This window comes from Burkholderia sola, from assembly GCF_905400185.1.
Classification (GTDB): domain Bacteria; phylum Pseudomonadota; class Gammaproteobacteria; order Burkholderiales; family Burkholderiaceae; genus Burkholderia; species Burkholderia sola.
Genome location: NZ_FR989676.1, coordinates 1,292,598 through 1,314,399 on the forward strand (window position 1 = coordinate 1,292,598; position 21,802 = coordinate 1,314,399).

Sequence of the window (21,802 nt, forward strand, 5' to 3'; positions counted from 1 at the left end):
GTGCCGCGACGTTCCGGAAGGCTAGCCGCGTTGCGCAGCCGCTTCAATTCACCTAATCTCACCCGGATTGAATCGAATTCAACCCGGCCGCATCCGGCCCGCGAGGCCCCGTGTTCTCGAAAATTCCCCTGACCGCATTGCGTGTGTTCGAATCGTCGGCGCGGCTCGGCACGTTCAAGGCCGCCGCGGAAGAACTGTCCGTGACGCCGGCCGCCGTGTCGCACCAGATCAAGTCGCTCGAAAGCCGCGTCGGCGTGCTGCTGTTCGAGCGCGGCGCGGGCGGCGTGCGGCTGACGGAGGAAGGCGAGCAACTGTTTCGTGCGAGTCACGATGCGTTGCTGGCACTGAGCCGCGGGCTCGACGCGCTGCGTCCGGACGCGGCCGATGCGCGCCCGCTCGTGCTGACCACCACGCCCGCGTTTGCGGCGATGTGGCTGATTCCGCGGCTCGGTGCGTTTCGCCGCGTCGATCCGCACCTGCACATCAAGGTCGAAACGGGGAACACGCTCGTCGATCTCGAACGCGATGCACGCGTCGATCTCGCGATTCGCGCGACGTCGCGCAGGTTTCCCGCACTGCACGAGATTGCGTTGATCGACGAGTATTTCGGCGCGTATGCGGCCGCCGGGTTCGACGCGCATCGCGCCGACGCGCCGCTCGACCTGATCGAAACCGTGTGGGATACGCCGCTACCGGTGTCGGTCGACTGGGCGTCGTGGTGTCGTGCGGCGGGCCGCGAAGCATGGCTCGAACGCGCGGTGTTTCGCCATTACGACGACGAGCATTACGCGTTGCAGGCCGTGCTGCACGGGCAGGGTATCGCGCTGCTCAGCTCGGTGCTGGCCGCCGAGCATGTCGAGCGCGGCGCGTTGATGCCGATCGAGCCCACGGTGCGGCTCGACGGTGCGCGCTTCGTCGCACTGTGCCGGCCGGGGCGCGAGCGCGAGCCGCAGGTCAGGCGGTTTCTCGACTGGCTCGAAACGGAAATCGCAACGACGCGCGAGGCGGTGGCTCGGATGGCGCCGGATGATGCTCGCGCCGCTACCCGAACCTGACGCAATACACCGGCGGTAAATGCGCCGATACCTGTTGCCAGTGCTCGCCGCCATCATCGGACGTCCATAGCCCGCCGGTCGTCGACGCCATCGCGAGGCGCGTGCCGGAATCGTCCACCGCGAGCCCGTGCCGATACACGAGGTCGTACGCTGGCGCGGCCGGCAACCCATTCGACAGGCTTTCGAAACTGCGGCCGCCGTCGCGCGTGCGCGTGACGACGAGCCGGCCATTCACCGGAATCCGGCACGCGTCCTTCACGGCCGGCACGAACCACGCGGTATCCGGTTCGTGCGGATGCACGGCCACCGCGAAACCGAAGCTCGACGGCTGCGCTTCGATCCGGCGCCAGCGTTCGCCGCCGTCGGTCGAGCGGAAGATCGCGCAGTGATGCTGCGTCCACAGCACGTCCGGATTGGCCGCGCACTGCACGACGCGGTGCGGATCCTGCATGTTCGGCTCGCCGCGCCGCTCGGGCGGCATGTAGTCGGCTTCCATGCCTTCGGCGGTCACGCGCCATGTCGCGCCGCCGTCCGCGGTTTGCCAGACGCCGCCGCACGAGATGCCGACGATGACGTGCCGGCTGTCGCGCGGATCGACCATCACCGAATGGATGCCCGGCGCGTCGTACCCGCCGCCGCCCCATTCGGCGCGTTCGGGGCGATCCCACAGCGGGCGGTTGAGTGCCCACGAATCGCCATGGTCGTCGGAGCGGAACAGGCCGCCGGGAATCGTGCCGGCCCACAGCACGCCGGGTTCGTCCGTGCCACCGGTTTCGAGCGACCAGATTTGCTGAAGCGTCCACGTTGGCTGCGGCGACCCGGCAGCGGCGGCTTCATCGTCGGAATCGCCGCTGCCTGCGTGCGGATCGGCACGGGTAGGCGACGCGTCGGCGGGCTGCGGCGGATAAACCGGGGCTGCACATTCCTCCCAATCGCGGGCGCCTGCGCGCAGCCGATGCACCTTCACGCCGAAATGGCCGAGATTGAGCGCCGCATACAGCGTGCCGTCGCGCGGGTCGGCAAGCGCCATGCTGACGGGCTCGCCGATGAAATGCGGTTCGCCGGGCGTCCAGCCGTCATGACCGTCCGGTTGCAAGACGAACAGGCCCTTGCGGGTGGCGACGAGCAGTCGATCGTTCATGTCGGATGTCTCCGGATGGTCAGCCTTGGTGCGACGGCGCTTGGTATCGGGGAATGCGCCCGTGCATCCGTCCCTTTATCCGCCGGTCAGCGCCTGCACGACATACACGCGGCTGGCGGCACCGAGCGCATCGGACAGGTATTGCCGGTCGCGGATCGGCTGGCCGTCGATGAATACCGACAGGTGCTTTCGCAGCGCGCCCTGGTCGTCGACGATGTAGCCGCGCAGCCGCGGCTGCTCGCTGAAAATGGTGTCGAATGCTTCGCCGACCGTATGCGCGTCGATGTCGCGCTCGGGCGTGTCGACGTGCCGCTGGATCGACGCGGCGAAGAAGAGGTGCGCCATGGCGGTAGCTGGCAGGAGCCGCACGAAGGGACGGCTTGTAGTTTAGGCGATCCGGCGGACGCCGAAAGGCGGAATGGCGCTGCCATGCGTGGCGGCTAAACCGGAATCGACCGCCCCCTGATCCGGATCCCGAGCCGCACGACGCCGATCACCGCATTCGACAGCCACATGAGCCAGCGCGGCATCCCGCGCCGGCGGATATCGAGCAGCAGCACGATCCGCACCGCGTCGCTGTCGTTCCACACCTCATGCGTGAACGTGTCGTCCCACAGCAGGAAGCGGCCTTCGTCGAGCCGGTATTCGCGCCCGTCGACCTTCAGCACGGCGGCCGGCGTGCCGTCCGCGCGGGTCGGCATCGACAGCACGAGATACCCGCGCAGGATGCCGCGAAACGGCCCGCGATGCGGCGGGATGTGCTTGCCGGGCGCGAGGAACGACAGCGACGCGGACAGCACGTCCGGCGACGCCGCGACGAGCGACGCGACGGTCGGGCAGCGCGACAGGTTGCGTGCAAACGGTTGGCCGTACGCCTGCATGATGAACATGCGCCAGTCGCGCGCGTCGTTGGCCGAGATGTCGTACTGCTCGCGCATGATTTCGTGAAAGCGCGGGATGCGCGGCATGTCGCGTGCGACGTCGAGCGCCTCCGCACGGATCGAGGGCCACGCGCGCACGAAGCGCTCGGCATCCGGAAACGCGGCCGCGTCGAGCACCGCGCCGCTGTCGATATGGCGGTCGTACAGCCTGCGCAGCAGGGCGGCTGCATGGTCGTAAGCGGCGGACATGGTCGATCGAGGGGCGGTCCGGATGAAGTGGTGGTCAGTCTGCCCGAAGCACGACGGGCACTGCGTTACGTCAGGTTACGCCGGCTGACGAATGAATGACAGTTTCATGAATGTTGGGTCGGCGCGAATGGAAAGCCGGGAATAAACCGCGCCTCTCCGTCGTCATACGGGTGTAGCACATCGTTTCGTTGACTGATGAAGGAGTGAACATGAACACGCACTGGCTGGTGGCCGCCACGGTAGCGGCGATTTCTCTCGCAGGTGTCGCGACGCAAGCGTCGGCACAGGCGCTCACGCGCGAACAGGTCCGGCAGGAACTCGTCGACGCGGAAAACAACGGGCTGCGCTTCGTGACCGATACGTCGTATCCGGACGTGAGCCCGCTGTTCCGGCACCAGGCCGATCGGATGCCGCAGCGGCAGGCGAGCACGGCGGTCGGCGGCGATCCGGCCATGTCGTCCGAAGCGGGCAAGCCGGCGACGATGTCGCCGCGTCGAAGCGCCGCCGCATGCGTCGGCCCCGCGAGTTTCTGCACGATCTATTTCGGAAGCTGATCCACCCGCCTGCATCCGCAGGTCACGCCTGTCCCGTGGTTGATCGATACGTCACATTGAAGGAGTCCATGATGAAAACATATATCGTACTACTGATGATGATCGGAGCGATCGTCGGTCAGTCGGCATTCGCGCAATCGGCCGCGCCGCTGACGCGTGCGCAGGTTCGCGACGAACTGATCCGCGTCGAAGCGGCCGGGTACGACCCGGCGAAGGGCGAGGACGGCGCGTATCCGGCCGATATCCAGGCCGCGGAAGCGAAGCTCGCGGAACAGGACCGCGCGCGGCTGGCGGTGTCGGCCACGCGGGAGGCCGGACCCGGCATGCCGGCGCAGGTCGCCAACTAGGTGCCGGCATGTACCCGTGTTGCGCGAGACCGTCGGCGTCGCGGCGGAACGCGGCACGTGCGCAGCGTGTCGTGCGGAGACGAATCGTGGAGAGGGGTGTGCGGTGTCGACGCGGCGCCGATGCGCCTTTCATGCAGGCGGGCGGGGATGCAACGCGCGTCGTTGCGCGTCGGGGAATCGGTCAGGCCGCGTCGATGCGGCCCGACCCGGCGTCAATCAGCGCCGTTCGTCCGCGATATGACTGCGGATCACGTCCGCGAACGACGTGTCGCCCTTCAGCCCGAGCGCTTCCGCGCGCGACGTATCCCAACGGCCCGGCCAGCTCCCGACGATCTTCTCGACGCGTTCGTCGGGCACATGGCGGATCAGCTTCACGACCTCGTCGCCCGCGACGTCGCGCAGCGCCGCGATCATCTCGTCGACCGACACCGACAGCCCCGGCAGGTTGATCACGCGCTTGGTGCCGAGCGTCGCGCCGTCGATCTCGCACCCGGCGACCAGCGCTTCGATCGCGCCGCGCGGCGACAGCAGCCACAGCCGCGTCGAGCCGGGCACCGGGCACACGCTTTCCTCGCCATTCAGCGGCTCGCGGATGATGCCGCTCGCGAACGACGACGCGGCCGCGTTCGGGCGGCCGGGCCGCACGCTGATGGTCGGCAGCCGCAGCACGCGGCCGTCGACGAAGCCGCGTCGTGCGTAGTCGCACAGCAGCAGTTCTGCGATCGCCTTCTCGGCGCCGTACGACGATTGCGGATTCAGCGCGGTGTCGTCCTGCACGACGTCGGGCAGCGCGCCGCCGTACACCGCGACGGAGCTCGTGAACACGACGCGCGGCTGGTGGCCGCGTGCGCGGCACACCTCGAGCAGCGTGCGCGATGCGTCGAGGTTGATCCGCATGCCGAGATCGAAATCGGCTTCGGCCTGCCCGCTGACGATCGCCGCGAGGTGGAAGATTGCGCCCGTCCGCGTGTCGATCGCGCTTTCGAGCACCGCGCGATCGGCGATGTCGCCGACGATCGACGTCACGCGCGCATCGCCGAAATCGCTGCCCTGGACGACGTCGAGCAGCACCAGTTCGTCGATCTTCTCGATGCGACCGTCGGGGCCGGTGAGGTCGCCGCGCTCGAGCAGCTTGCGTGCGAGACGCTGGCCGAGAAAGCCGGCGCCGCCGGTGATCAGTACTTTCATGTTCTTGACCCTCTGGGAAATACGGGAATTACAGGTATGTCTCGAGCCAACCGAGACCTTCCGACGTGCCGGCCTTCGGCCGATACTCGCAACCGATCCAGCCGTCGTAGCCGAGCGCGTCGATCAGCGCGAACAGATACGGGTAGTTGAGTTCGCCGACGTCCGGCTCGTGGCGTTCGGGCACGCCCGCGATCTGGATATGGCCGATGCCCGCGAAATCGCGCTTGAGCTTCATCGCGAGATCGCCTTCGACGATCTGGCAGTGGTAGCAGTCGAACTGCACCTTCAGGTTCGGCGCGCCGACTTCCGCGCGGATCGCCTGCGCGTCGTCCTGGCGGCTCAGGAAATAGCCGGGCATGTCGCGCGGGTTGATCGGCTCGATCAGGATCGTGACGCCGTGCGCGGCGGCGGCCTGCGCCGCATGACGCAGGTTCGTCAGATACGTATCGCGATGGCGTGCGCGGTCGGCGCCCGGCGGCACCATGCCGGCCATCACGTGCAGCTTCTTGTTGCCGATCACGCGCGCATAGTCGAGCGCTTGGTCGATGCCGCGGCGAAATTCGTCCTCGCGGCCCGGCAGCGATGCAATGCCGCGTTCGCCCGCGGCCCAGTCGCCCGGCGGCGCGTTGAACAGCGCCTGTTCGAGGCCGTGCGCGTCGAGGCGCGCGCGGATGTCCTCGGCGGCGAAGTCGTACGGGAACAGGTACTCGACGGCCTTGAAGCCGTCGCGGGCGGCAGCGCCGAAGCGGTCGAGAAACGCATGCTCGGTGTACATCATCGAGAGGTTGGCGGCGAAGCGTGGCATGGCAGCGGGTCCTGTGAATGAATGGGGCGGGGCGCCGCGCGCCCCGCGTCGAATGATGAATCGGCCGGCGGCGGATCAGCGGTTCACGAGCTTGGGCGGCGTGAGCCACACGGCGATCGCGCCGATCACGAGCATCGCCGCGAGCACGTACATGCCGGACGCAGTGCTGTGCGTGGCGTCCTTCAGGTAGCCGATCACGTACGGGCTCGCGAAACCGGCGAGATTGCCGACCGAGTTGATGATCGCGATCCCGGCGGCAGCCGCGGAGCCCGCGAGGAACGCGGTCGGCAGCGACCAGAACAGCGGCGCGCAGGTCAGCACGCCGCCTGCCGCGAGCGACAGGAACACGATCGACACTGCCGTATTGTGCGAGTACGACGCGGCGACCGCAAACCCGACCGCGCCCATCAGCGCCGGCACGATCAGGTGCCAGCGGCGTTCGCGGCGCTTGTCCGCGCTGTGGCCGAACAGGTTCATCACGACGATCGCGACGACGAACGGAATCGCCGACAGCAGGCCGATCTGCAGCGTATCGGTGATGCCGGTCGATTTGACGAGCGTCGGCATCCAGAACGTGAGCCCGTACTGGCCGGTGACGAATGCGAAGTAGATCAGCGACATCCACCACATGCGCGGGTCCGAGAACACGGCCTTCAGCGAATGGCCGTGCTGCTGCTGTTCCTGCGGCTGCGCGGCGATTTCGTCCTCGAGCAACTGCTTCTCGCGCTCGTCGAGCCACTTCGCGCCGCGGATGCTGTTGTCGAGATACAGGATCGTCGCGATGCCGATGAGCACGGCCGGCACGGCTTCGATCATGAACATCCATTGCCAGCCGTGGAAACCCGAGCCGCCGTGGAAGCGCTCCATGATCCAGCCCGACAGCGGGTTGCCGAAGATGCCCGACACCGGAATCGCGGACATGAACACCGCGATGATCTTCGCGCGGCGATGCGACGGGAACCAGTACGTGAGGTACAGGATAACGCCCGGATAGAAACCGGCTTCCGCGAGCCCGAGCAGGAACCGCAGCACGTAGAACTGCGTCGGCGTCTGCACGAACGCGAACAGCGCGGACAGCAGCCCCCACGTGATCATGATCCGCGCGATCCAGATGCGCGCGCCGAGGCGGTGCATCAGCAGGTTGCTCGGCAGTTCGAACAGAAAGTAGCCAAGAAAGAAAATCCCCGCGCCGAGGCCGAATACGGTTTCGCTGAACGCGAGATCCTGCGACATCTGCAGCTTGGCAAAGCCGACGTTCACGCGGTCGAGATACGCGACCACGTAGCAGAGCATCAGGAACGGCACGATGCGCCAGAACACTTTCTTGTAGGTGCGGTCGAGTTCGCCCGATTGGGCGGCCGCGGCGGGCGAGCGGCTTGCGGCCGCGTCGAGAGCAGTCATCGTCGTCTCCAATGATGTTATGTGCCGGCGGCGCGTACGCCGCCAGTCGTGTGTGCTGACGGAAAGGCCCGCGCACACGGCGGGTAGATAAATCGATACGGACTACTGCATGATTGGGTCGCGGTGCGTTACCAGCGCGCGCCGAAGCTCTGGCGCAGTTCGTCGAGCGCGGCGTCGGACAGCGGTTCGGGCTTCGGGTTCGTCATCAGCCACAGCCGCGCGGTTTCCTCGAGTTCCTCGAGTGCATACGACGCGTGCGATACCGAAGGCCCCCACATCACCGGGCCGAGGCGATCGAGCAGCACGCCGCGCACCCGGTCGGCCAGCGCCGCGACTTCGGCCGCGACGGCCGGGTCGCCGGGGCGGCGGTAACGGATCAGCGGAATGTGGCCGACCTTCATCACGTAGTACGGCGTGATCGGCGGCAGCACGTCGGTATCGCGCCACACGCCCGCGAGCGTCAACGCGACGAGATGCGTCGAATGCGTGTGGACGACGCCGTGCGCCTCCGCGTTGCGTGCGTAGATGCCGCGATGCAGCGCGAGCGTCTTCGACGGCTTGCCGCCCGATACGGGCTGGCCGTCGGCGCCGACCTTCGCGATGTCGTTCGGGTCGAGCCGGCCGAGGCACGCGTCGGTCGGCGTGATCAGCCAGCCGTCGTTCAGACGCGCGCTGATGTTGCCGGCGCTGCCGACCGCATGGCCGCGCGCATACAGGCTCGCGCCGACCACGCAGATCTCTTCGCGCAGTTTTGCTTCGTCGCTCATCGTGCGGCTCCATCCAGCGCGCGCAGCGCCTTGTCGAAAAAGTCCGTGGTGCCGAAGTTGCCGGATTTCAGCGCGAGGCCGAGCGGCTGCGTGTCGATGGTGGCCGTGGCCGGCACGCCCGGATCGATCTGCGCGCCGATCTGCAGCGACTTCACGTCGAGCGCCTGCACGACGGCGCCGGACGTCTCGCCGCCCGCGACGACGAACTTGCGCACGCCGAGCTCGCGCAGCCCGCGGGCGATCGCCGCGAGCGTGCTTTCGACGAGACGGCCGGCCGCGTCGACGCCGAGCGCCTGCTGCACGGCCTTCACTTCGTCGGGCGTGGCCGTTGCGTAGATCAGCACGGGCTGCGGCAGGTGCGAGCGCGCAAAGGCGAGCGCTTGCTCGACGACGGACTCGCCGCGCGACGCCGCGAGCGGATCGATGCGGAAGCTCGGCCGCGTCGCGCGCCACGCGGCGACCTGCGCGTTGGTGGCCTTCGATGCACTGCCGGCGAGCACGGCCGACGGGCCGTCGATGCGCGGCAGCGATGCCGCGTTGTCGCGCTCGGGCAATTGCTCCGCGCGGCGGAAATTCGCGGGCAGGCCGAGCGCGATGCCGGAGCCGCCGGTGACGAGCGGCAGGCCCGCGCATGCTTCGCCGAGGACGTAGAGGTCGCGGTCCGACAGCGCGTCGGCAATCGCGAAGCGCACGCCTTCCGCGCGCAACTGGTCGATCCGCGCACGCACGGCGGCCGCGCCGAGCGCGATCGTGTCGTAGCGGATCAGGCCGACCGGCGACTTCGTCTGCCGTTGCAGCACGCGTACGAGGTTCGCGTCCTGCATCGGCGTGAGCGGATGATGCTCCATCCCCGATTCGTTCAGCAGCACGTCGCCGACGAACAGGTGGCCGCGATAGATCGTGCGGCCGTTCTCGGGGAACGCCGGGCACGCGATCGTGAAGTCGCCGCCGGCCGCATCGAGCAGCGCGTCGGCCACCGGCCCGATGTTGCCCGCGTCGGTCGAGTCGAACGTCGAGCAGTACTTGAAGAAGAACTGGCGGCATCCTTGCGTGCGCAACCATGCGTACGCGGCGAGCGATTGCGCGACGGCGTCGGCGGCGGGGATCGTGCGCGACTTCAGCGCGACGACGATCGCGTCGGCGTCGGCGATCGTGTCGGTCGCGCCGTCGGCGGGCACGCCGATCGTCTGCACGGTGCGCATGCCGCTCTTGACGAGCATGTTCGCGAGATCGGTCGCGCCGGTGAAATCGTCGGCGATGCAGCCGAGCAGGGGACGGGAAGCGGAAGCGGTCATGGCAGGCACGTCGTTCGAATCAGCGGGCGGGCGGCAGCGTGATGCCGGGGAAAGTCTTGATCACGGCGGAATCGTCCTCGCCGCCGTGGCCGGCGCTCGACGCGCTCATGAACATCTGGTGCGCGGTGGCGGAGAGCGGCAGCGGGAATTTGCTGCGGCGCGCGGTATCGAGCACGAGGCCGAGATCCTTCACGAAGATGTCGACGGCCGACAGCGGCGTGTAGTCGCCGTTCAGGATGTGCGGCACGCGGTTCTCGAACATCCACGAATTGCCCGCGCTGTGCGTGATCACGTCGTACAGCGCGTCGGCGTCGACGCCTTCGCGCAGGCCGAGCGCCATCGCCTCGGCGGCGGCCGCGATATGCACGCCGGCCAGCAACTGGTTGATGATCTTCACTTTCGAGCCGATGCCGTGCGCGTCGCCGAGACGGTACACCTTGCCGGCGATCGCGGCGAGCACGTCCTCGCAGCCCGCATAGGCGGCGGCCGGGCCCGACGTCATCATCGTCATCTCGCCGGAGGCCGCGCGCGCGGCGCCGCCGGATACCGGCGCGTCGAGCATCTGCAGGCCGGCCGCTTCGATGCGCGCGCCGAGCGCGACCGCGAATTCGGGCGCGACGGTCGCGCTCGCGATCACGACGCCGCCCGGCTTCATCGCGGCGACCGCACCGTGTTCGCCGAACAGCACCGTTTCCGTTTGCGCGGCATTGACGACGAGCGTGACGACGACGTCGCACTGCGCGCCGAGTTCGGCCGGCGTCGCGCACGCGATGCCGCCTTCGGCGGCGAACGCCTGCAGCACGGTGTCGCGCACGTCGCATGCGTGGACGCGCAGGCCGGCGCGCAGCAGCGAGCGTGCGACGCCGAGGCCCATCGCGCCGAGGCCGATGACTCCAACATTTCGTGACATGGTCAACCTTGATCGATTCGAAAGAGGTTCTGGACAACGGCGGCGGGCGCCGCCGGCTTCAGCAGATGCCGGCTTCCGCGAGACGGCGGGCGGCGTTGTACATGTGCGTGCGCGCCGCGTTGCGGGCGGCCATCGGGTCGCGCGCGCGGATCGCGTCGGCGATCGCCGCGTGCTCTTCGCGCACCTGACGCGAGAAATCCTCGCGCGTCGCTTCGTTGCTGCGCGTGACCTTCACGCCGGCTTCGAGATACTGGTTCAGGAATTGCAGCGTCTTCAGGAAATACGGGTTGCCGGTGACGGCCGCGATCGTGCGGTGGAATGCGACGTCTTCCGCGACGCCGTCGCGCCCTTCGGCAACGGCTGCGTCGATCTTGCGCAGCGCGTCGTCGATGTCGGCCATGTCGTCGGCGGTGTGGTGCAGCGCGGCCTCGGCCGCGACTTCCGCCTCGATCGCGCGGCGCACCGCGAGCAGATGCGGCAGCGAGCTCGCCTCGACGGCTTCCGCGTAGTCGATCCGCAACGGCCGGATCGCGCCGTGCTGGTTCACGAATACGCCGCTGCCCTGGCGCGGCTCGACCACGCCTTCGTTCTTCAGCCGCGAGATCGCCTCGCGGATCACGGTGCGGCTCACGCCGAATTCCTGCGCGAGCACGGCTTCAGTCGGCAGCTTGCCGGTGGCCGAGAAGCTGCCCACTTCGATCTGCTTGAGCAGTTGCTGCGCGACGTGGTCGCTCATCGCACGGGCGGGAATTTTCTCGAACATGATGCTCAGGTTTGTAAGGTGATGTGGTCATCATACAAATTTGAGCGAGCATCAGCATCCGGGATAACCCTCGTTCAAGAGAGGTAACGTCGGCTAAATTGATTGGAACCGGTTCCAAAAGAACGGAAGCCGACGCGAACGTGCGTCGTTCTGCAATCGATCAGGGAAGGGGCTGGCTGCCCGGCCCCGTCACTCGGCGATGTCCTCGACGGGGTCGGCCGACGCGTCGGGCATCGCGGCCACTTCGGCCACGTCGCCGCCGCGCTCGCGATAGGTCGCCGGCGGCACGCCGAACTGCTTGCGGAATTCGCGGCCCAGGTGCGACGCATCGGCGAATCCGCAGCTCGACGCGATATCGGCGACCGTGCGGTCCGAACTCGTCAGCAGCCACGCGGCCGTGCGCAGCCGCACCTGCTTCGCGAAGGCCTGCGGGCTCCTGCCGGTCTCGGCCTTGAACAGCCGTTCGAGCTGCCGCGTCGACAGGTCGAGCTTGCTCGCGAGCTCGTCGAGCGACAGCGCACGCCCGACGTGCTGTTCCATCAGAAGAATCGCGCGCTTGACCTTCGGGTGCGTCGCCGGCTCGAGCCCCGGCGGATGCGGCTGCGGCGCATTGCCTTTCTGCATCTCGCCGACGAGCAGGATGCGCAGCGCCTTCTGCACGGTCGCGTGATCGAAATGGCGCAGCAGGATCGCGGCGGCGACGTCGATCGACGCGCGGCCGCCCGAGCACGTGATCCGGCGCCGGTCGATCACGAACAGCCGGTCTGCGATCAGCAGGTCGGGATCGGCGGACGGAAAGCGCTCGATGAAATCCCAGTAATGGAACCAGCTCACGCAGGTGCGGTAGCCGTCGAGCACGCCGGCGCGCATCAGCGTGAACACGCCGGTGCAGATGCCGACGACCGTCGCGCCGCCCGCCGCCGCGCGGCGGATGAACTCGAGCGTTTCAGGGCCGGCCTGCGGCCCCGAATGCAGCAGCCCGCCGACCACCACCACATAGTCGAACGGCTCGGCCGCGTCGAACGTCTCCCACGGCGTGATCTGGATCCCGCAGCTCGCGCGCACCGGCGCGAGCGTCTCGCCGATCACGCTCCACGCGCAGCGCACGGGCTTGCTGTAGTCGCCGTCGTCGGCCGACAGCCGCAGCATGTCGACGAAGCCGGAGAAGGCCGTCAGCGTGAAGTTCGGCAGCAGCACGATGCCGAAGCGGATGCGCCGCGGCGCGGGTTCTGCGAGGGGGGAAGCGGGTACGTCGGGGGTCATCGCGGCCAATCTCGTCACGCCGGGCAGGCGGTCTCACTCGTTTCACACTGTTTGCGGGTTGCGGCTGCCGGAGGCGGCGCGGATGCAGCCAGCGTCGCCGATCGGCCGCGGCCGGACTTGTGGTTTTTCGTCGCGAACCATCGCCAAAACGCACTTTCGGGCCGGCCGGCACGGCGCTTGGCGGCGGTATCCCACGCCGATGCCGTTTTTGTTCTATCGGCCGATTTTACGCTTTGATGTACTGGTGCCCAACGACATTTCACGCATGCAACCCAAAGGAAGCCAGATGAACGTCAGCGCGTTCGACCTGTTCAAGATCGGCATCGGCCCGTCCAGTTCGCATACGGTCGGCCCGATGATCGCCGCGTGCCGCTTCGCGTCGCACGTCGAGGACGCGAACCTGCTCGGCTTCGTGCGCCGCGTGCGGGTCGAGCTGTACGGCTCGCTCGGCGCGACCGGCAAGGGCCACGGCACCGACAAGGCCGTGCTGCTCGGCCTCGAGGGCCACCTGCCCGACACGATCGATCCGGACCTGATCGAGCCGCGGCTGGCCGCGATCCGCGCGGAGAAGTCGCTGTCGCTGCTCGGCAAGCAGACGGTGCGCTTCGACGAGAAGGAACACATCGGCTTTTATCGCAAGCTGATGAGCGGCACGAGCATCGTGCATCCGAACGGGATGCGCTTCCAGGCATTCGACGAGCACGGCCAGCTGCTGGTCGAGAAAGAGTATTACTCGGTCGGCGGCGGCTTCGTCGTGAACCGCGACGGCGATCGCGTGAACGGCGTGCGCGCGGCGGTCGAGGTGCCGTATCCGTTCCGCACCGGCGACGACCTGATGCGCCAGTGCCGCGAGCACGGGCTGTCGATCGCCGAACTGATGCTGCGCAACGAAACCGCGCTGCGCCCCGCCGACGAAGTGCGCGCCGGGCTGCTCGCGATCTGGCGCACGATGGCCGCCTGCGTCGAGCGCGGCTGCAAGGTCGAGGGCGACCTGCCGGGACCGATGCGCGTGAAGCGCCGCGCGGCCGAACTGAACGGCCGCCTGCGTTCGCGTTCCGAAGAGTCGCTGCGCGACCCGCTGTCGATGCTCGACTGGGTCAACCTGTACGCGATGGCCGTGAACGAGGAAAACGCGGCCGGCGGCCGCGTCGTCACCGCGCCGACCAACGGCGCGGCCGGCGTGATTCCCGCGGTGCTGCACTACTACGTGAAGTTCGTGCCGGGCTCGAACGAAGCCGGCATCGTCGAATTCCTGCTGACGGCCGCGGCGATCGGGATCATCTACAAGGAAACCGCGTCGATCTCCGGCGCGGAAGTCGGCTGCCAGGGCGAAGTGGGCGTCGCGTGCTCGATGGCCGCCGCCGCGCTCGCCGCGGTGATGGGCGGCACGCCCGACCAGGTCGAGAACGCGGCCGAGATCGGCATGGAGCACAACCTCGGGATGACCTGTGACCCCGTCGGCGGGCTCGTGCAGATCCCGTGCATCGAGCGCAACGCGATGGGTGCGATCAAGGCGCTGAACGCGTCGCGCATGGCGCTCAAGGGCAACGGCCAGCACTACGTATCGCTCGATTCCGTGATCAAGACGATGCGCGAAACCGGCGCCGACATGAAGACGAAATACAAGGAAACGTCGCGCGGCGGCCTCGCCGTGAACGTCATCGAATGCTAACGAAGGATCCAAACATGAGCCGCTACTCGATATTCAGCCTGTTCCGCAACGGCCTCTCGTATCACGAGAACTGGGAAAAGCAGTGGAAGAGCCCGGAGCCGAAGAAGGAATACGACGTCGTGATCGTCGGCGGCGGCGGCCACGGCCTCGCGACCGCGTACTACCTCGCGAAGGAGCACGGGATCACGAACGTCGCGATCCTCGAGAAGGGCTGGATCGGCGGCGGCAACACCGCGCGCAACACGACGATCGTGCGCTCGAACTATCTGTGGGACGAATCGGCCGCGCTGTACGAGAAGGCGATGAAGCTGTGGGAAGGGCTGTCGCAGGATCTCAACTACAACGTGATGTTCAGCCAGCGCGGCGTGATGAACCTCGCGCACACGCTGCAGGACGTGCGCGACACCGAGCGCCGCGTGAACGCGAACCGGCTGAACGGCGTCGACGCCGAATTCCTGACGCCCGCGCAGATCAAGGAAATCGAGCCGACGATCAACCTGAACAGCCGCTACCCGGTGCTCGGCGCATCGATCCAGCGCCGTGCGGGCGTCGCACGCCACGACGCGGTGGCCTGGGGCTTCGCGCGCGGCGCGGATCGCGCCGGCGTCGACATCATCCAGAACTGCCAGGTGACGGGCATTCGCCGCGAAGGCGGCGCGGTGGTCGGCGTCGATACGGTGAAGGGTTTCATCAAGGCGAAGAAGGTCGCGGTGGTCGCGGCCGGCAACACGACGACGCTCGCCGACATGGCCGGCGTGCGTCTGCCGATCGAAAGCCATCCGCTGCAGGCGCTGGTGTCCGAGCCGATCAAGCCGGTCGTCAACTCGGTGATCATGTCGAACGCGGTGCACGCATACATCAGCCAGTCCGACAAGGGCGACCTCGTGATCGGCGCCGGTATCGACCAGTACACGGGCTTCGGCCAGCGCGGCAGCTTCCACATCATCGAAAGTACGCTGCAGGCGATCGTCGAGATGTTCCCGGTGTTCTCGCGCGTGCGGATGAACCGCCAGTGGGGCGGCATCGTCGACGTGTCGCCGGACGCGTGCCCGATCATCACCAAGACCGACGTGAAGGGCCTGTATTTCAACTGCGGCTGGGGTACCGGCGGCTTCAAGGCGACGCCGGGCTCGGGCTGGGTGTTCGCTCACACGATCGCCCGCGACGAACCGCATCCGCTGAACGCGCCGTTCGCGCTCGACCGCTTCTACACGGGCCACCTGATCGACGAGCACGGCGCTGCCGCCGTCGCGCACTAACCGCACTGAGGAGAAAGAAACATGTTGCTGATCGAATGTCCGTGGTGCGGGCCGCGCGCCGAATCCGAGTTTACGTGCGGCGGTGAAGCCGACATCGTGCGCCCGGTGGCGAACGAGACCATGACCGACCGCGAATGGGGCGAATACGTGTTCATGCGCGAGAACAAGCGCGGGCTGCACAAGGAGCAATGGCTGCATGCGCAGGGCTGCCGCCGCTGGTTCAAGGTCACGCGCGACACGGTGACCTACGATATCAAGGGCTACGAAAAGTTCGGTAGCGCCGCTGCCGGCAACGCACACGAAGAGGGCACCAGCAAATGAGCCAGAAAGACCGCCTCGGCACCGGTGGCCGCATCAATCGCGCGATTCCGTTGACGTTCACGTTCAACGGCCGCACGTATCAGGGCTTCCAGGGCGACACGCTCGCGTCCGCGCTGCTCGCGAACGGCGTGCACTTCGTCGCGCGCAGCTTCAAGTACCACCGTCCGCGCGGAATCGTGACGGCGGACGTCGCGGAACCGAATGCCGTCGTGCAGCTCGAAACCGGCCCGTACACCGTGCCTAACGCGCGCGCGACCGAGATCGAGCTGTACCAGGGGCTCGTCGCGACGAGCGTGAACGCGGAGCCGACGCTCGAGAACGACAAGTACGCGATCAACCAGAAGTTCTCGCGCTTCATGCCGGCCGGGTTCTACTACAAGACCTTCATGTGGCCGCGCAACATGTGGCCGAAGTACGAAGAGAAGATCCGCGAAGCGGCCGGCCTCGGCAAGGCGCCCGAGGTGCTCGACGCCGATCGCTACGACAAGTGCTACGCGCACTGCGACGTGCTCGTGGTCGGCGGTGGCCCGTCGGGCCTCGCCGCCGCGCATGCGGCCGCCACGGCCGGCGCACGCGTGATCCTCGTCGACGACCAGCGTGAGCTCGGCGGCAGCCTGCTGTCGTGCCGCGCGGAGATCGACGCGAAGCCCGCGCTGCAATGGGTCGAGAAGATCGAGGCCGAGCTGCGCAAGCTGCCCGACGTGACGATCCTGTCGCGCAGCACCGCGTTCGGCTATCAGGACCACAACCTCGTGACGGTCACGCAGCGCCTGACCGATCACCTGCCGGTGTCGATGCGCAAGGGCACGCGCGAACTGCTGTGGAAGGTCCGTGCGAAGCGCGTGATTCTCGCGACCGGCGCGCACGAGCGGCCGATCGTATTCGGCAACAACGACCTGCCGGGCGTGATGCTCGCGGGCGCGGTGTCGACCTACGTGCATCGCTTCGGCGTGATGCCGGGCCGCAACGTGGTCGTGTTCACGAACAACGACCGTGCATACCAGACCGCGCTCGACCTGAAGGCGTGCGGCGCGAAGGTGACGGTCGTCGATTCCCGCGCATCGTCGAACGGCGCGCTGCCGGCGGCGGCCAAGCGGCAGGGCGTGACGGTGATGAGCGGTGCGGTCGTCACGGCCGCTTCGGGCAAGTGGCGCGTATCGTCGGTCGACGTCGCGTCCTACTCGAACGGCCAGACCGGCGGCAAGATGCAGTCGCTGCCGTGCGACCTCGTCGCGATGTCGGGCGGCTTCAGCCCGGTGCTGCACCTGTTCGCGCAGTCGGGCGGCAAGGCGTGCTGGAACGACGACAAGGCGTGTTTCCTGCCGGGCAAGCCCGTGCAGGCGGAAGCGAGCATCGGTGCGGCGGCCGGCGAATTCGGGCTGGCCCGTGCGCTGCGGCTCGCGGTCGATGCGGGCGTGGAAGCGGCGAAGGCCGCGGGCTTCACGGCCGCGCAGCGCCCGGCCGCGCCGCAGGTCGCCGAAGCCGTCGAAGGCGCATTGCAGCCGTTGTGGCTCGTCGGTAGCCGCGAGGCGGCGGCGCGCGGGCCGAAGCAGTTCGTCGACTTCCAGAACGACGTCGCAGCCGCCGACATCCTGCTCGCCGCGCGCGAAGGCTTCGAGTCGGTCGAGCACGTGAAGCGCTACACGGCGATGGGCTTCGGCACCGACCAGGGCAAGCTCGGCAACATCAACGGGATGGCGATTCTCGCGGGCGCGCTCGGCAAGACGATTCCGGAAACGGGTACGACGACGTTCCGCCCGAACTACACGCCCGTGTCGTTCGGTACGTTCGCGGGCCGCGAGACGGGCGATTTCCTCGACCCGATCCGCAAGACGGCCGTGCACGAATGGCACGTCGAGCACGGCGCGATGTTCGAGGACGTCGGCAACTGGAAGCGGCCGTGGTATTTCCCGAAGAACGGCGAGGATCTCCATGCGGCCGTGAAGCGCGAATGTCTCGCGGTGCGCAACAGCGTCGGCATCCTCGACGCGTCGACGCTCGGCAAGATCGACATCCAGGGCCCGGACGCGGTGAAGCTGCTGAACTGGATGTACACGAACCCGTGGAACAAGCTCGAAGTGGGCAAGTGCCGCTACGGGCTGATGCTCGACGAAAACGGGATGGTGTTCGACGACGGTGTGACCGTGCGCCTCGCCGACCAGCATTTCATGATGACGACCACCACCGGCGGCGCGGCGCGCGTGCTGACGTGGCTCGAGCGCTGGCTGCAGACCGAATGGCCCGACATGAAGGTGCGGCTCGCGTCCGTCACCGATCACTGGGCGACGTTCGCGGTGGTCGGCCCGAAGAGCCGCAAGGTCGTGCAGAAGGTGTGCCAGGACATCGACTTCGGCAATGAAGCGTTCCCGTTCATGAGCTATCGCAACGGCACCGTCGCCGGCGCGAAGGCGCGCGTGATGCGGATCAGCTTCTCGGGCGAGTTGGCCTACGAAGTGAACGTGCCGGCGAATGCGGGCCGCGCGGTGTGGGAAGCGCTGATGGCGGCCGGCGCCGAGTTCGACATCACGCCGTACGGCACCGAAACGATGCACGTGCTGCGCGCGGAGAAGGGCTACATCATCGTCGGCCAGGATACCGACGGCTCGATCACGCCGTTCGACCTCGGGATGGGCGGGGTCGTCGCGAAGTCGAAGGACTTCCTCGGCAAGCGCTCGCTGTCGCGTTCGGATACCGCGAAGGAAGGCCGCAAGCAGTTCGTCGGCCTGCTGACCGAAGACGAACAGTTCGTGCTGCCGGAAGGCGCGCAGATCATCGCGAAGGACACGCAGGTGTCGGCCACCGATCCGACGCCGATGATCGGCCACGTGACGTCGAGCTACTACAGCCCGATCCTGAAGCGCTCGATCGCGCTCGCGGTGGTGAAGGGCGGCCTGAACAAGATGGGCGAGAGCGTCGTGATTCCGCTGGCCAACGGCAAGCGCATCACCGCGAAGATCTCGAGCCCGGTTTTCTACGATACCGAAGGGGTGCGTCAGCATGTGGAATGAAACGAGAAACCAGACGCAGGTGGCGGGCGCGGGCGGCGTGACGCTTGAATCGCCGTTCGTCGGCGCGGCCGACGTGCTGAAGCCGCACCAGGCGCGCGCTTCGAAGAAGTTCACGCTGCGCGAGCGGCCGTTCCTCGATCTCGTCAACGTGCGCGGCGAGTTGGGCGATCCGGCATTCGTCGCCGCGTTCGAGCGCGTGGTCGGCTGCCGGCCGCCCGCGGAGCCGAACACGGTGGCGCGCGGCGCCGAGTACGACGTGCTGTGGCTCGGCCCCGACGAATGGCTCGTGCGGTCGAACGGGCCGGTGCAGGCCGGCGTGCTCGAGGCGAAGCTGGCCGAGGCCGTGCAGGGCTTGTACGCGGCGGCCGTCGACGTCGGCAGCGGCTACACGGTCGTCGAGATCACCGGCGAACGCGTGCGCGACGTGATCGCGCGCGGCTGCCCGCTCGATCTGCATCCGCGCGTGTTCAAGCCGGGCCAGTGCGCGCAGTCGCACTACTTCAAGTCGCCGATCACGCTGATCCCGACCGGCGACGACACGTTCGAGATCGTCCTGCGCCGCAGCTTCGCCGACTATTTCGTGCGCATCATGCTCGACGCCGCGGCGCCGCTCGCATCATGAAGCCGTTCGACGAACCGTTCGTGGCGATCGACGCGCCGCGCCTGCGCGGGCGCGGCTGGAGCGTGTTCGTCGACGAACTGAAGGTGCCCGCGCGAATCGGCATTCATGCGCACGAGCATGAAGCGCCGCAGCCGATCGTGATCGACGCGCGGCTCGGGTATCGCTGCGAGCCGAGCGAGCAGGGCGAGTGGATCGATTACGACGGCTACTGCGCGCGCGTCGCGTCGTTTCTGTCGCACAAGCCGCATACGCGGTTGCTGGAGACGCTCGTTGCAGATATCGCGGTGCTGTCGTTTCGCGAATGGCCGGCGCTGGAGTCGCTGACGCTGTCGGTGTACAAGCCGAAGATCCGGCCGGGGACGAAGCGCGTGGGTGTGTCGCTGGACTGGACGCGCGGGGATTACCTGCGGTGGACGGGGGCGGCGGGGCAGCTTTGATCAGAGGGGGCCGGATCAAGGCACGAGGGAGGTGATCCGGTGACGCCATGGGGCGGCGGCGCGAATGCGCCGCCGTACTCGTTTACAGTTCCTGAAATATGAGAAGAATGGGCTACCGCTGGCCTTTGGCGTTTTTGTTCCTGAAATATCGGAACAATTGGCGATATGGCACGGCCGGCGGTCAGTTCGGCTGCGTCAGTTGCGCTTCCCACTTCTTCAGGATGCGCACGCGTGCCTGACTGAAATCCACCCAACAGTTGAGCCAGGCGTCACTCGGAATCGTCTGCTGCGGATTGGCGGTCTTCACGTAGTCACAAGTATCGCCGGCAAAGGCGGCCCAACTCGTCTGCGATTTCGCGAGTCGGGCGGCAGCGTCGGGGTTGCGTTGGCGCAGCTTGCGAGCGAGCGACCGGTACGCGCTGTCCACTTGCTGCTGCTGCTGATCGAGCACGCAGCGCCGCACGGCTTCCATCGTCGGCCCTGCCTGTTCGCAGTCGACGGCAGCGAAAGCCGATACAGGGCCGCCCGACAGCGCGACAATGGCGAACAGCCGGACCGCGCGGCGTCGGGCCGGGGCCGTGCGAACGGGGGTGCCCATTGCTTACTTCGCGTTGCGGTTCGCGGCCGGCGCCGCTGACGGATCGCTGACCGGCACCATGTGCGCCTTCGCGTTGTTCGCATCGTTCGCGGTATTCGCACTTTTCGCATCGTCATCGGGTTCGAGCACGAACCGGAACGAATCGACCCGCTGCATCACTTTCGCCGCATACGCACTGGATCCGCCGCTGTAGCTCCTCAACCCGGCCTGCACGTTGCCGCCGGCCGCTTTCACATAGCCCGACAGAATGCGCGAGCCGACCTCGACGTTCGCATTCGGCTCGGTCAGGTCCTTCACGTCGCGCAGCATGCCGCGGTGCGCGGACGGCACGACCTGCATCAATCCGGTCGCGCCATGCTGGCCGCGCGCCTTTTCCTGGAAGCGCGATTCGATCGAAATAATCGCGTAAACGAGTGCCGGCGGCAGCGAATATTTCGTCGCAGTGACGCTCACGATATCGGCGAGCTTCGCGGCCTTTTCTCTTGCGACGCCGAATTTCTTCGTCAGGTAGGACGTGATGCGGCGGTTTGCTTCGTTGGGCTGATCGTTGGTGCTCGCGAGCGGCGCGGGCGCGGCAGCCGGCGCCGATGCCAGTGCATCGGGCGCGGAAGCAGGCAAAGCGGGCGCCTGCTGCGCCGCGGCCTGTTGCGCAATGCCGAGCGAAAGCACGATCAGCCAGAAGAACCGTCGTCGCATGGTCGAGTGCGGGGAAATGGGAGGCGCATAGTATATCGACCAATCGCGGCGCGTGGTCGAGCGCCGGCTCGAATGAAAGCGACGTGTAGGCTTGTCACGTTCGCGATCATCTACGTGCCGATCGTTGCGCGGACACGCATCGGAGTCCGGACGCGCGCTAGTTGATGATCTCGCCGATGCCGGTTTCGATGCGGATTCTGAGCTGCTGGATGAACGCCGGATCGTACGGTTCCCAGCTATCGAGTTCGCCAACGATCTTCAAAGGCGATGTGCTTCGATACGATCGCGTCGGATTGCCCGGGAATTTCTTGTCCGTGACGTTCGGGTCGTTTTCGAATTCGCCGGTGGGTTCGACGATGTAGACCCGCGGCCGGCCATCGCCTTTGGCCATGTCCGCAGCCAGGCCGGCGCCTTTGGGCAGGGCCGTGAAATAAATGTGATTCATCACGACGTCATCCCGATAATTCGATCTGAAGCCTGCCGTCAGCAAGTCGCCGGTCCGCAGATCCGCTTTCGTGCCATGAAAAAACGGGCCGGTGTCCAGGGCAGCCATGGTTTCTCCTTCGAAAA

23 protein-coding genes are annotated in these 21,802 nt (G+C 67.3%); 9 read left to right on the top strand and 14 right to left on the bottom strand.

All coding sequences use genetic code 11. The features are described from left to right. Positions 1-110: 110 nt before the first annotated feature. On the top strand, positions 111-1,055 hold the full coding sequence (locus tag KR541_RS22330) for a LysR substrate-binding domain-containing protein (protein WP_124631782.1): 945 nt from the start codon (positions 111-113) through the stop codon (positions 1,053-1,055). On the opposite strand, the gene KR541_RS22335 is transcribed toward KR541_RS22330, so the two are convergent. The 3 genes from KR541_RS22335 to KR541_RS22345 form a co-directional block, all read right to left on the bottom strand. Further along, the gene (locus KR541_RS22335; RefSeq protein WP_216089792.1) at positions 1,042-2,196 is read right to left on the bottom strand and encodes a WD40/YVTN/BNR-like repeat-containing protein; all 1,155 of its coding nucleotides are present in this window, start codon (positions 2,194-2,196) and stop codon (positions 1,042-1,044) included. The genes KR541_RS22330 and KR541_RS22335 overlap by 14 nt on opposite strands. Before the next feature lie 75 nt (positions 2,197-2,271). Next, the gene (locus tag KR541_RS22340; protein WP_050012225.1) at positions 2,272-2,541 is read right to left on the bottom strand and encodes a ubiquitin family protein; all 270 of its coding nucleotides are present in this window, start codon (positions 2,539-2,541) and stop codon (positions 2,272-2,274) included. A gap of 95 nt (positions 2,542-2,636) precedes the next feature. Continuing rightward, positions 2,637-3,326, bottom strand: coding sequence for an aspartyl/asparaginyl beta-hydroxylase domain-containing protein (locus tag KR541_RS22345; protein WP_050012226.1), 690 nt, complete (start codon positions 3,324-3,326; stop codon positions 2,637-2,639). Between the two features lie 209 nt (positions 3,327-3,535). Here KR541_RS22345 and KR541_RS22350 point away from each other — a divergent pair, with 209 nt between their 5' ends. Together KR541_RS22350 and KR541_RS22355 are read left to right on the top strand one after the other, a co-directional pair. After that, entirely contained in the window at positions 3,536-3,880 is a 345-nt protein-coding gene (locus KR541_RS22350) for a DUF4148 domain-containing protein (RefSeq protein WP_050012227.1), read from the top strand. A 71-nt stretch (positions 3,881-3,951) separates the two neighbouring features. Continuing rightward, entirely contained in the window at positions 3,952-4,227 is a 276-nt protein-coding gene (locus tag KR541_RS22355) for a DUF4148 domain-containing protein (RefSeq protein WP_216089793.1), read from the top strand. A 216-nt stretch (positions 4,228-4,443) separates the two neighbouring features. Here KR541_RS22355 and denD read toward each other — a convergent pair whose 3' ends face one another. The 8 genes from denD to KR541_RS22395 form a co-directional block, all read right to left on the bottom strand. Continuing rightward, complete coding sequence (denD, locus tag KR541_RS22360; protein WP_124638480.1) at positions 4,444-5,415, bottom strand: D-erythronate dehydrogenase; 972 nt, start codon at positions 5,413-5,415, stop codon at positions 4,444-4,446. Between the two features lie 28 nt (positions 5,416-5,443). Then, positions 5,444-6,220: a 2-oxo-tetronate isomerase gene (gene otnI / locus KR541_RS22365; protein ID WP_050012230.1), complete on the bottom strand. Its 777-nt coding sequence runs from the start codon at positions 6,218-6,220 to the stop codon at positions 5,444-5,446. Between the two features lie 75 nt (positions 6,221-6,295). Then, on the bottom strand, positions 6,296-7,621 hold the full coding sequence (locus KR541_RS22370) for an MFS transporter (protein WP_050012231.1): 1,326 nt from the start codon (positions 7,619-7,621) through the stop codon (positions 6,296-6,298). A gap of 128 nt (positions 7,622-7,749) precedes the next feature. Then, complete coding sequence (otnC, locus tag KR541_RS22375; RefSeq protein WP_050012232.1) at positions 7,750-8,388, bottom strand: 3-oxo-tetronate 4-phosphate decarboxylase; 639 nt, start codon at positions 8,386-8,388, stop codon at positions 7,750-7,752. Further along, positions 8,385-9,683 (bottom strand): 3-oxo-tetronate kinase, encoded by a 1,299-nt coding sequence (gene otnK, locus KR541_RS22380; protein ID WP_050012233.1) that lies wholly within the window; start codon positions 9,681-9,683, stop codon positions 8,385-8,387. Before otnK ends, otnC begins: the two co-directional genes overlap by 4 nt. 19 nt (positions 9,684-9,702) lie before the next feature. Then, positions 9,703-10,593 (bottom strand): L-threonate dehydrogenase, encoded by an 891-nt coding sequence (gene ltnD / locus KR541_RS22385; protein ID WP_006489132.1) that lies wholly within the window; start codon positions 10,591-10,593, stop codon positions 9,703-9,705. 58 nt (positions 10,594-10,651) lie between these two features. Continuing rightward, positions 10,652-11,356 (bottom strand): FadR/GntR family transcriptional regulator, encoded by a 705-nt coding sequence (locus KR541_RS22390; protein WP_006480587.1) that lies wholly within the window; start codon positions 11,354-11,356, stop codon positions 10,652-10,654. A gap of 189 nt (positions 11,357-11,545) precedes the next feature. Continuing rightward, positions 11,546-12,619 carry a GlxA family transcriptional regulator gene (locus tag KR541_RS22395; protein ID WP_176016366.1) on the bottom strand — a complete coding sequence of 358 codons (1,074 nt, stop codon included), beginning with the start codon at positions 12,617-12,619 and terminating at the stop codon, positions 11,546-11,548. Positions 12,620-12,905: 286 nt separating this feature from the next. Here KR541_RS22395 and KR541_RS22400 point away from each other — a divergent pair, with 286 nt between their 5' ends. From KR541_RS22400 to KR541_RS22425, 6 genes are read left to right on the top strand one after another with little or no spacing between them, the layout of a single operon-like run. After that, the gene (locus tag KR541_RS22400; RefSeq protein ID WP_089489664.1) at positions 12,906-14,291 is read left to right on the top strand and encodes an L-serine ammonia-lyase; all 1,386 of its coding nucleotides are present in this window, start codon (positions 12,906-12,908) and stop codon (positions 14,289-14,291) included. Between the two features lie 14 nt (positions 14,292-14,305). Then, positions 14,306-15,550 (top strand): sarcosine oxidase subunit beta family protein, encoded by a 1,245-nt coding sequence (locus KR541_RS22405; RefSeq protein ID WP_006480591.1) that lies wholly within the window; start codon positions 14,306-14,308, stop codon positions 15,548-15,550. Positions 15,551-15,571: 21 nt separating this feature from the next. Further along, positions 15,572-15,871 carry a sarcosine oxidase subunit delta gene (locus KR541_RS22410; RefSeq protein WP_050012235.1) on the top strand — a complete coding sequence of 100 codons (300 nt, stop codon included), beginning with the start codon at positions 15,572-15,574 and terminating at the stop codon, positions 15,869-15,871. Continuing rightward, positions 15,868-18,879 carry a sarcosine oxidase subunit alpha family protein gene (locus KR541_RS22415; RefSeq protein WP_213346217.1) on the top strand — a complete coding sequence of 1,004 codons (3,012 nt, stop codon included), beginning with the start codon at positions 15,868-15,870 and terminating at the stop codon, positions 18,877-18,879. The genes KR541_RS22410 and KR541_RS22415 overlap by 4 nt, the downstream gene beginning before the upstream one ends. Next, positions 18,869-19,501, top strand: a complete 633-nt coding sequence (locus KR541_RS22420; RefSeq protein WP_050012237.1) for a sarcosine oxidase subunit gamma — start codon at positions 18,869-18,871, stop codon at positions 19,499-19,501. Before KR541_RS22415 ends, KR541_RS22420 begins: the two co-directional genes overlap by 11 nt. Next, the gene (locus KR541_RS22425; protein WP_034186032.1) at positions 19,498-19,938 is read left to right on the top strand and encodes a dihydroneopterin aldolase; all 441 of its coding nucleotides are present in this window, start codon (positions 19,498-19,500) and stop codon (positions 19,936-19,938) included. Before KR541_RS22420 ends, KR541_RS22425 begins: the two co-directional genes overlap by 4 nt. 181 nt (positions 19,939-20,119) lie before the next feature. On the opposite strand, the gene KR541_RS22430 is transcribed toward KR541_RS22425, so the two are convergent. The 3 genes from KR541_RS22430 to arr all read right to left on the bottom strand — a co-directional run bounded on the left by KR541_RS22430 (position 20,120) and on the right by arr (position 21,785). Beyond that, a complete protein-coding gene (locus KR541_RS22430) occupies positions 20,120-20,536 on the bottom strand; it encodes a lysozyme inhibitor LprI family protein (RefSeq protein WP_080334165.1) in 417 nt (138 codons plus the stop codon). Between the two features lie 3 nt (positions 20,537-20,539). Further along, positions 20,540-21,232 (bottom strand): lytic transglycosylase domain-containing protein, encoded by a 693-nt coding sequence (locus KR541_RS22435; RefSeq protein WP_050012239.1) that lies wholly within the window; start codon positions 21,230-21,232, stop codon positions 20,540-20,542. A 157-nt stretch (positions 21,233-21,389) separates the two neighbouring features. After that, entirely contained in the window at positions 21,390-21,785 is a 396-nt protein-coding gene (gene arr, locus KR541_RS22440) for an NAD(+)--rifampin ADP-ribosyltransferase (RefSeq protein ID WP_050012240.1), read from the bottom strand. Positions 21,786-21,802 lie beyond the last annotated feature (17 nt).

Bases quoted from the DNA above. Each gene is read 5' to 3' on its own strand.
- otnK (WP_050012233.1), bottom strand. From the start codon at position 9,683: ATGACCGCTTCCGCTTCCCGTCCCCTGCTCGGCTGCATCGCCGACGAT.
- KR541_RS22430 (WP_080334165.1), bottom strand. From the start codon at position 20,536: ATGGGCACCCCCGTTCGCACGGCCCCGGCCCGACGCCGCGCGGTCCGG.
- KR541_RS22350 (WP_050012227.1), top strand. From the start codon at position 3,536: ATGAACACGCACTGGCTGGTGGCCGCCACGGTAGCGGCGATTTCTCTC.
- ltnD (WP_006489132.1), bottom strand. From the start codon at position 10,593: ATGTCACGAAATGTTGGAGTCATCGGCCTCGGCGCGATGGGCCTCGGC.
- KR541_RS22370 (WP_050012231.1), bottom strand. From the start codon at position 7,621: ATGACTGCTCTCGACGCGGCCGCAAGCCGCTCGCCCGCCGCGGCCGCC.
- otnC (WP_050012232.1), bottom strand. From the start codon at position 8,388: ATGAGCGACGAAGCAAAACTGCGCGAAGAGATCTGCGTGGTCGGCGCG.
- arr (WP_050012240.1), bottom strand. From the start codon at position 21,785: ATGGCTGCCCTGGACACCGGCCCGTTTTTTCATGGCACGAAAGCGGAT.
- KR541_RS22395 (WP_176016366.1), bottom strand. From the start codon at position 12,619: ATGACCCCCGACGTACCCGCTTCCCCCCTCGCAGAACCCGCGCCGCGG.
- KR541_RS22415 (WP_213346217.1), top strand. From the start codon at position 15,868: ATGAGCCAGAAAGACCGCCTCGGCACCGGTGGCCGCATCAATCGCGCG.
- KR541_RS22400 (WP_089489664.1), top strand. From the start codon at position 12,906: ATGAACGTCAGCGCGTTCGACCTGTTCAAGATCGGCATCGGCCCGTCC.
- KR541_RS22420 (WP_050012237.1), top strand. From the start codon at position 18,869: ATGTGGAATGAAACGAGAAACCAGACGCAGGTGGCGGGCGCGGGCGGC.
- KR541_RS22345 (WP_050012226.1), bottom strand. From the start codon at position 3,326: ATGTCCGCCGCTTACGACCATGCAGCCGCCCTGCTGCGCAGGCTGTAC.
- KR541_RS22410 (WP_050012235.1), top strand. From the start codon at position 15,572: ATGTTGCTGATCGAATGTCCGTGGTGCGGGCCGCGCGCCGAATCCGAG.
- otnI (WP_050012230.1), bottom strand. From the start codon at position 6,220: ATGCCACGCTTCGCCGCCAACCTCTCGATGATGTACACCGAGCATGCG.
- KR541_RS22390 (WP_006480587.1), bottom strand. From the start codon at position 11,356: ATGTTCGAGAAAATTCCCGCCCGTGCGATGAGCGACCACGTCGCGCAG.
- denD (WP_124638480.1), bottom strand. From the start codon at position 5,415: ATGAAAGTACTGATCACCGGCGGCGCCGGCTTTCTCGGCCAGCGTCTC.
- KR541_RS22335 (WP_216089792.1), bottom strand. From the start codon at position 2,196: ATGAACGATCGACTGCTCGTCGCCACCCGCAAGGGCCTGTTCGTCTTG.
- KR541_RS22340 (WP_050012225.1), bottom strand. From the start codon at position 2,541: ATGGCGCACCTCTTCTTCGCCGCGTCGATCCAGCGGCACGTCGACACG.
- KR541_RS22405 (WP_006480591.1), top strand. From the start codon at position 14,306: ATGAGCCGCTACTCGATATTCAGCCTGTTCCGCAACGGCCTCTCGTAT.
- KR541_RS22425 (WP_034186032.1), top strand. From the start codon at position 19,498: ATGAAGCCGTTCGACGAACCGTTCGTGGCGATCGACGCGCCGCGCCTG.
- KR541_RS22355 (WP_216089793.1), top strand. From the start codon at position 3,952: ATGAAAACATATATCGTACTACTGATGATGATCGGAGCGATCGTCGGT.
- KR541_RS22435 (WP_050012239.1), bottom strand. From the start codon at position 21,232: ATGCGACGACGGTTCTTCTGGCTGATCGTGCTTTCGCTCGGCATTGCG.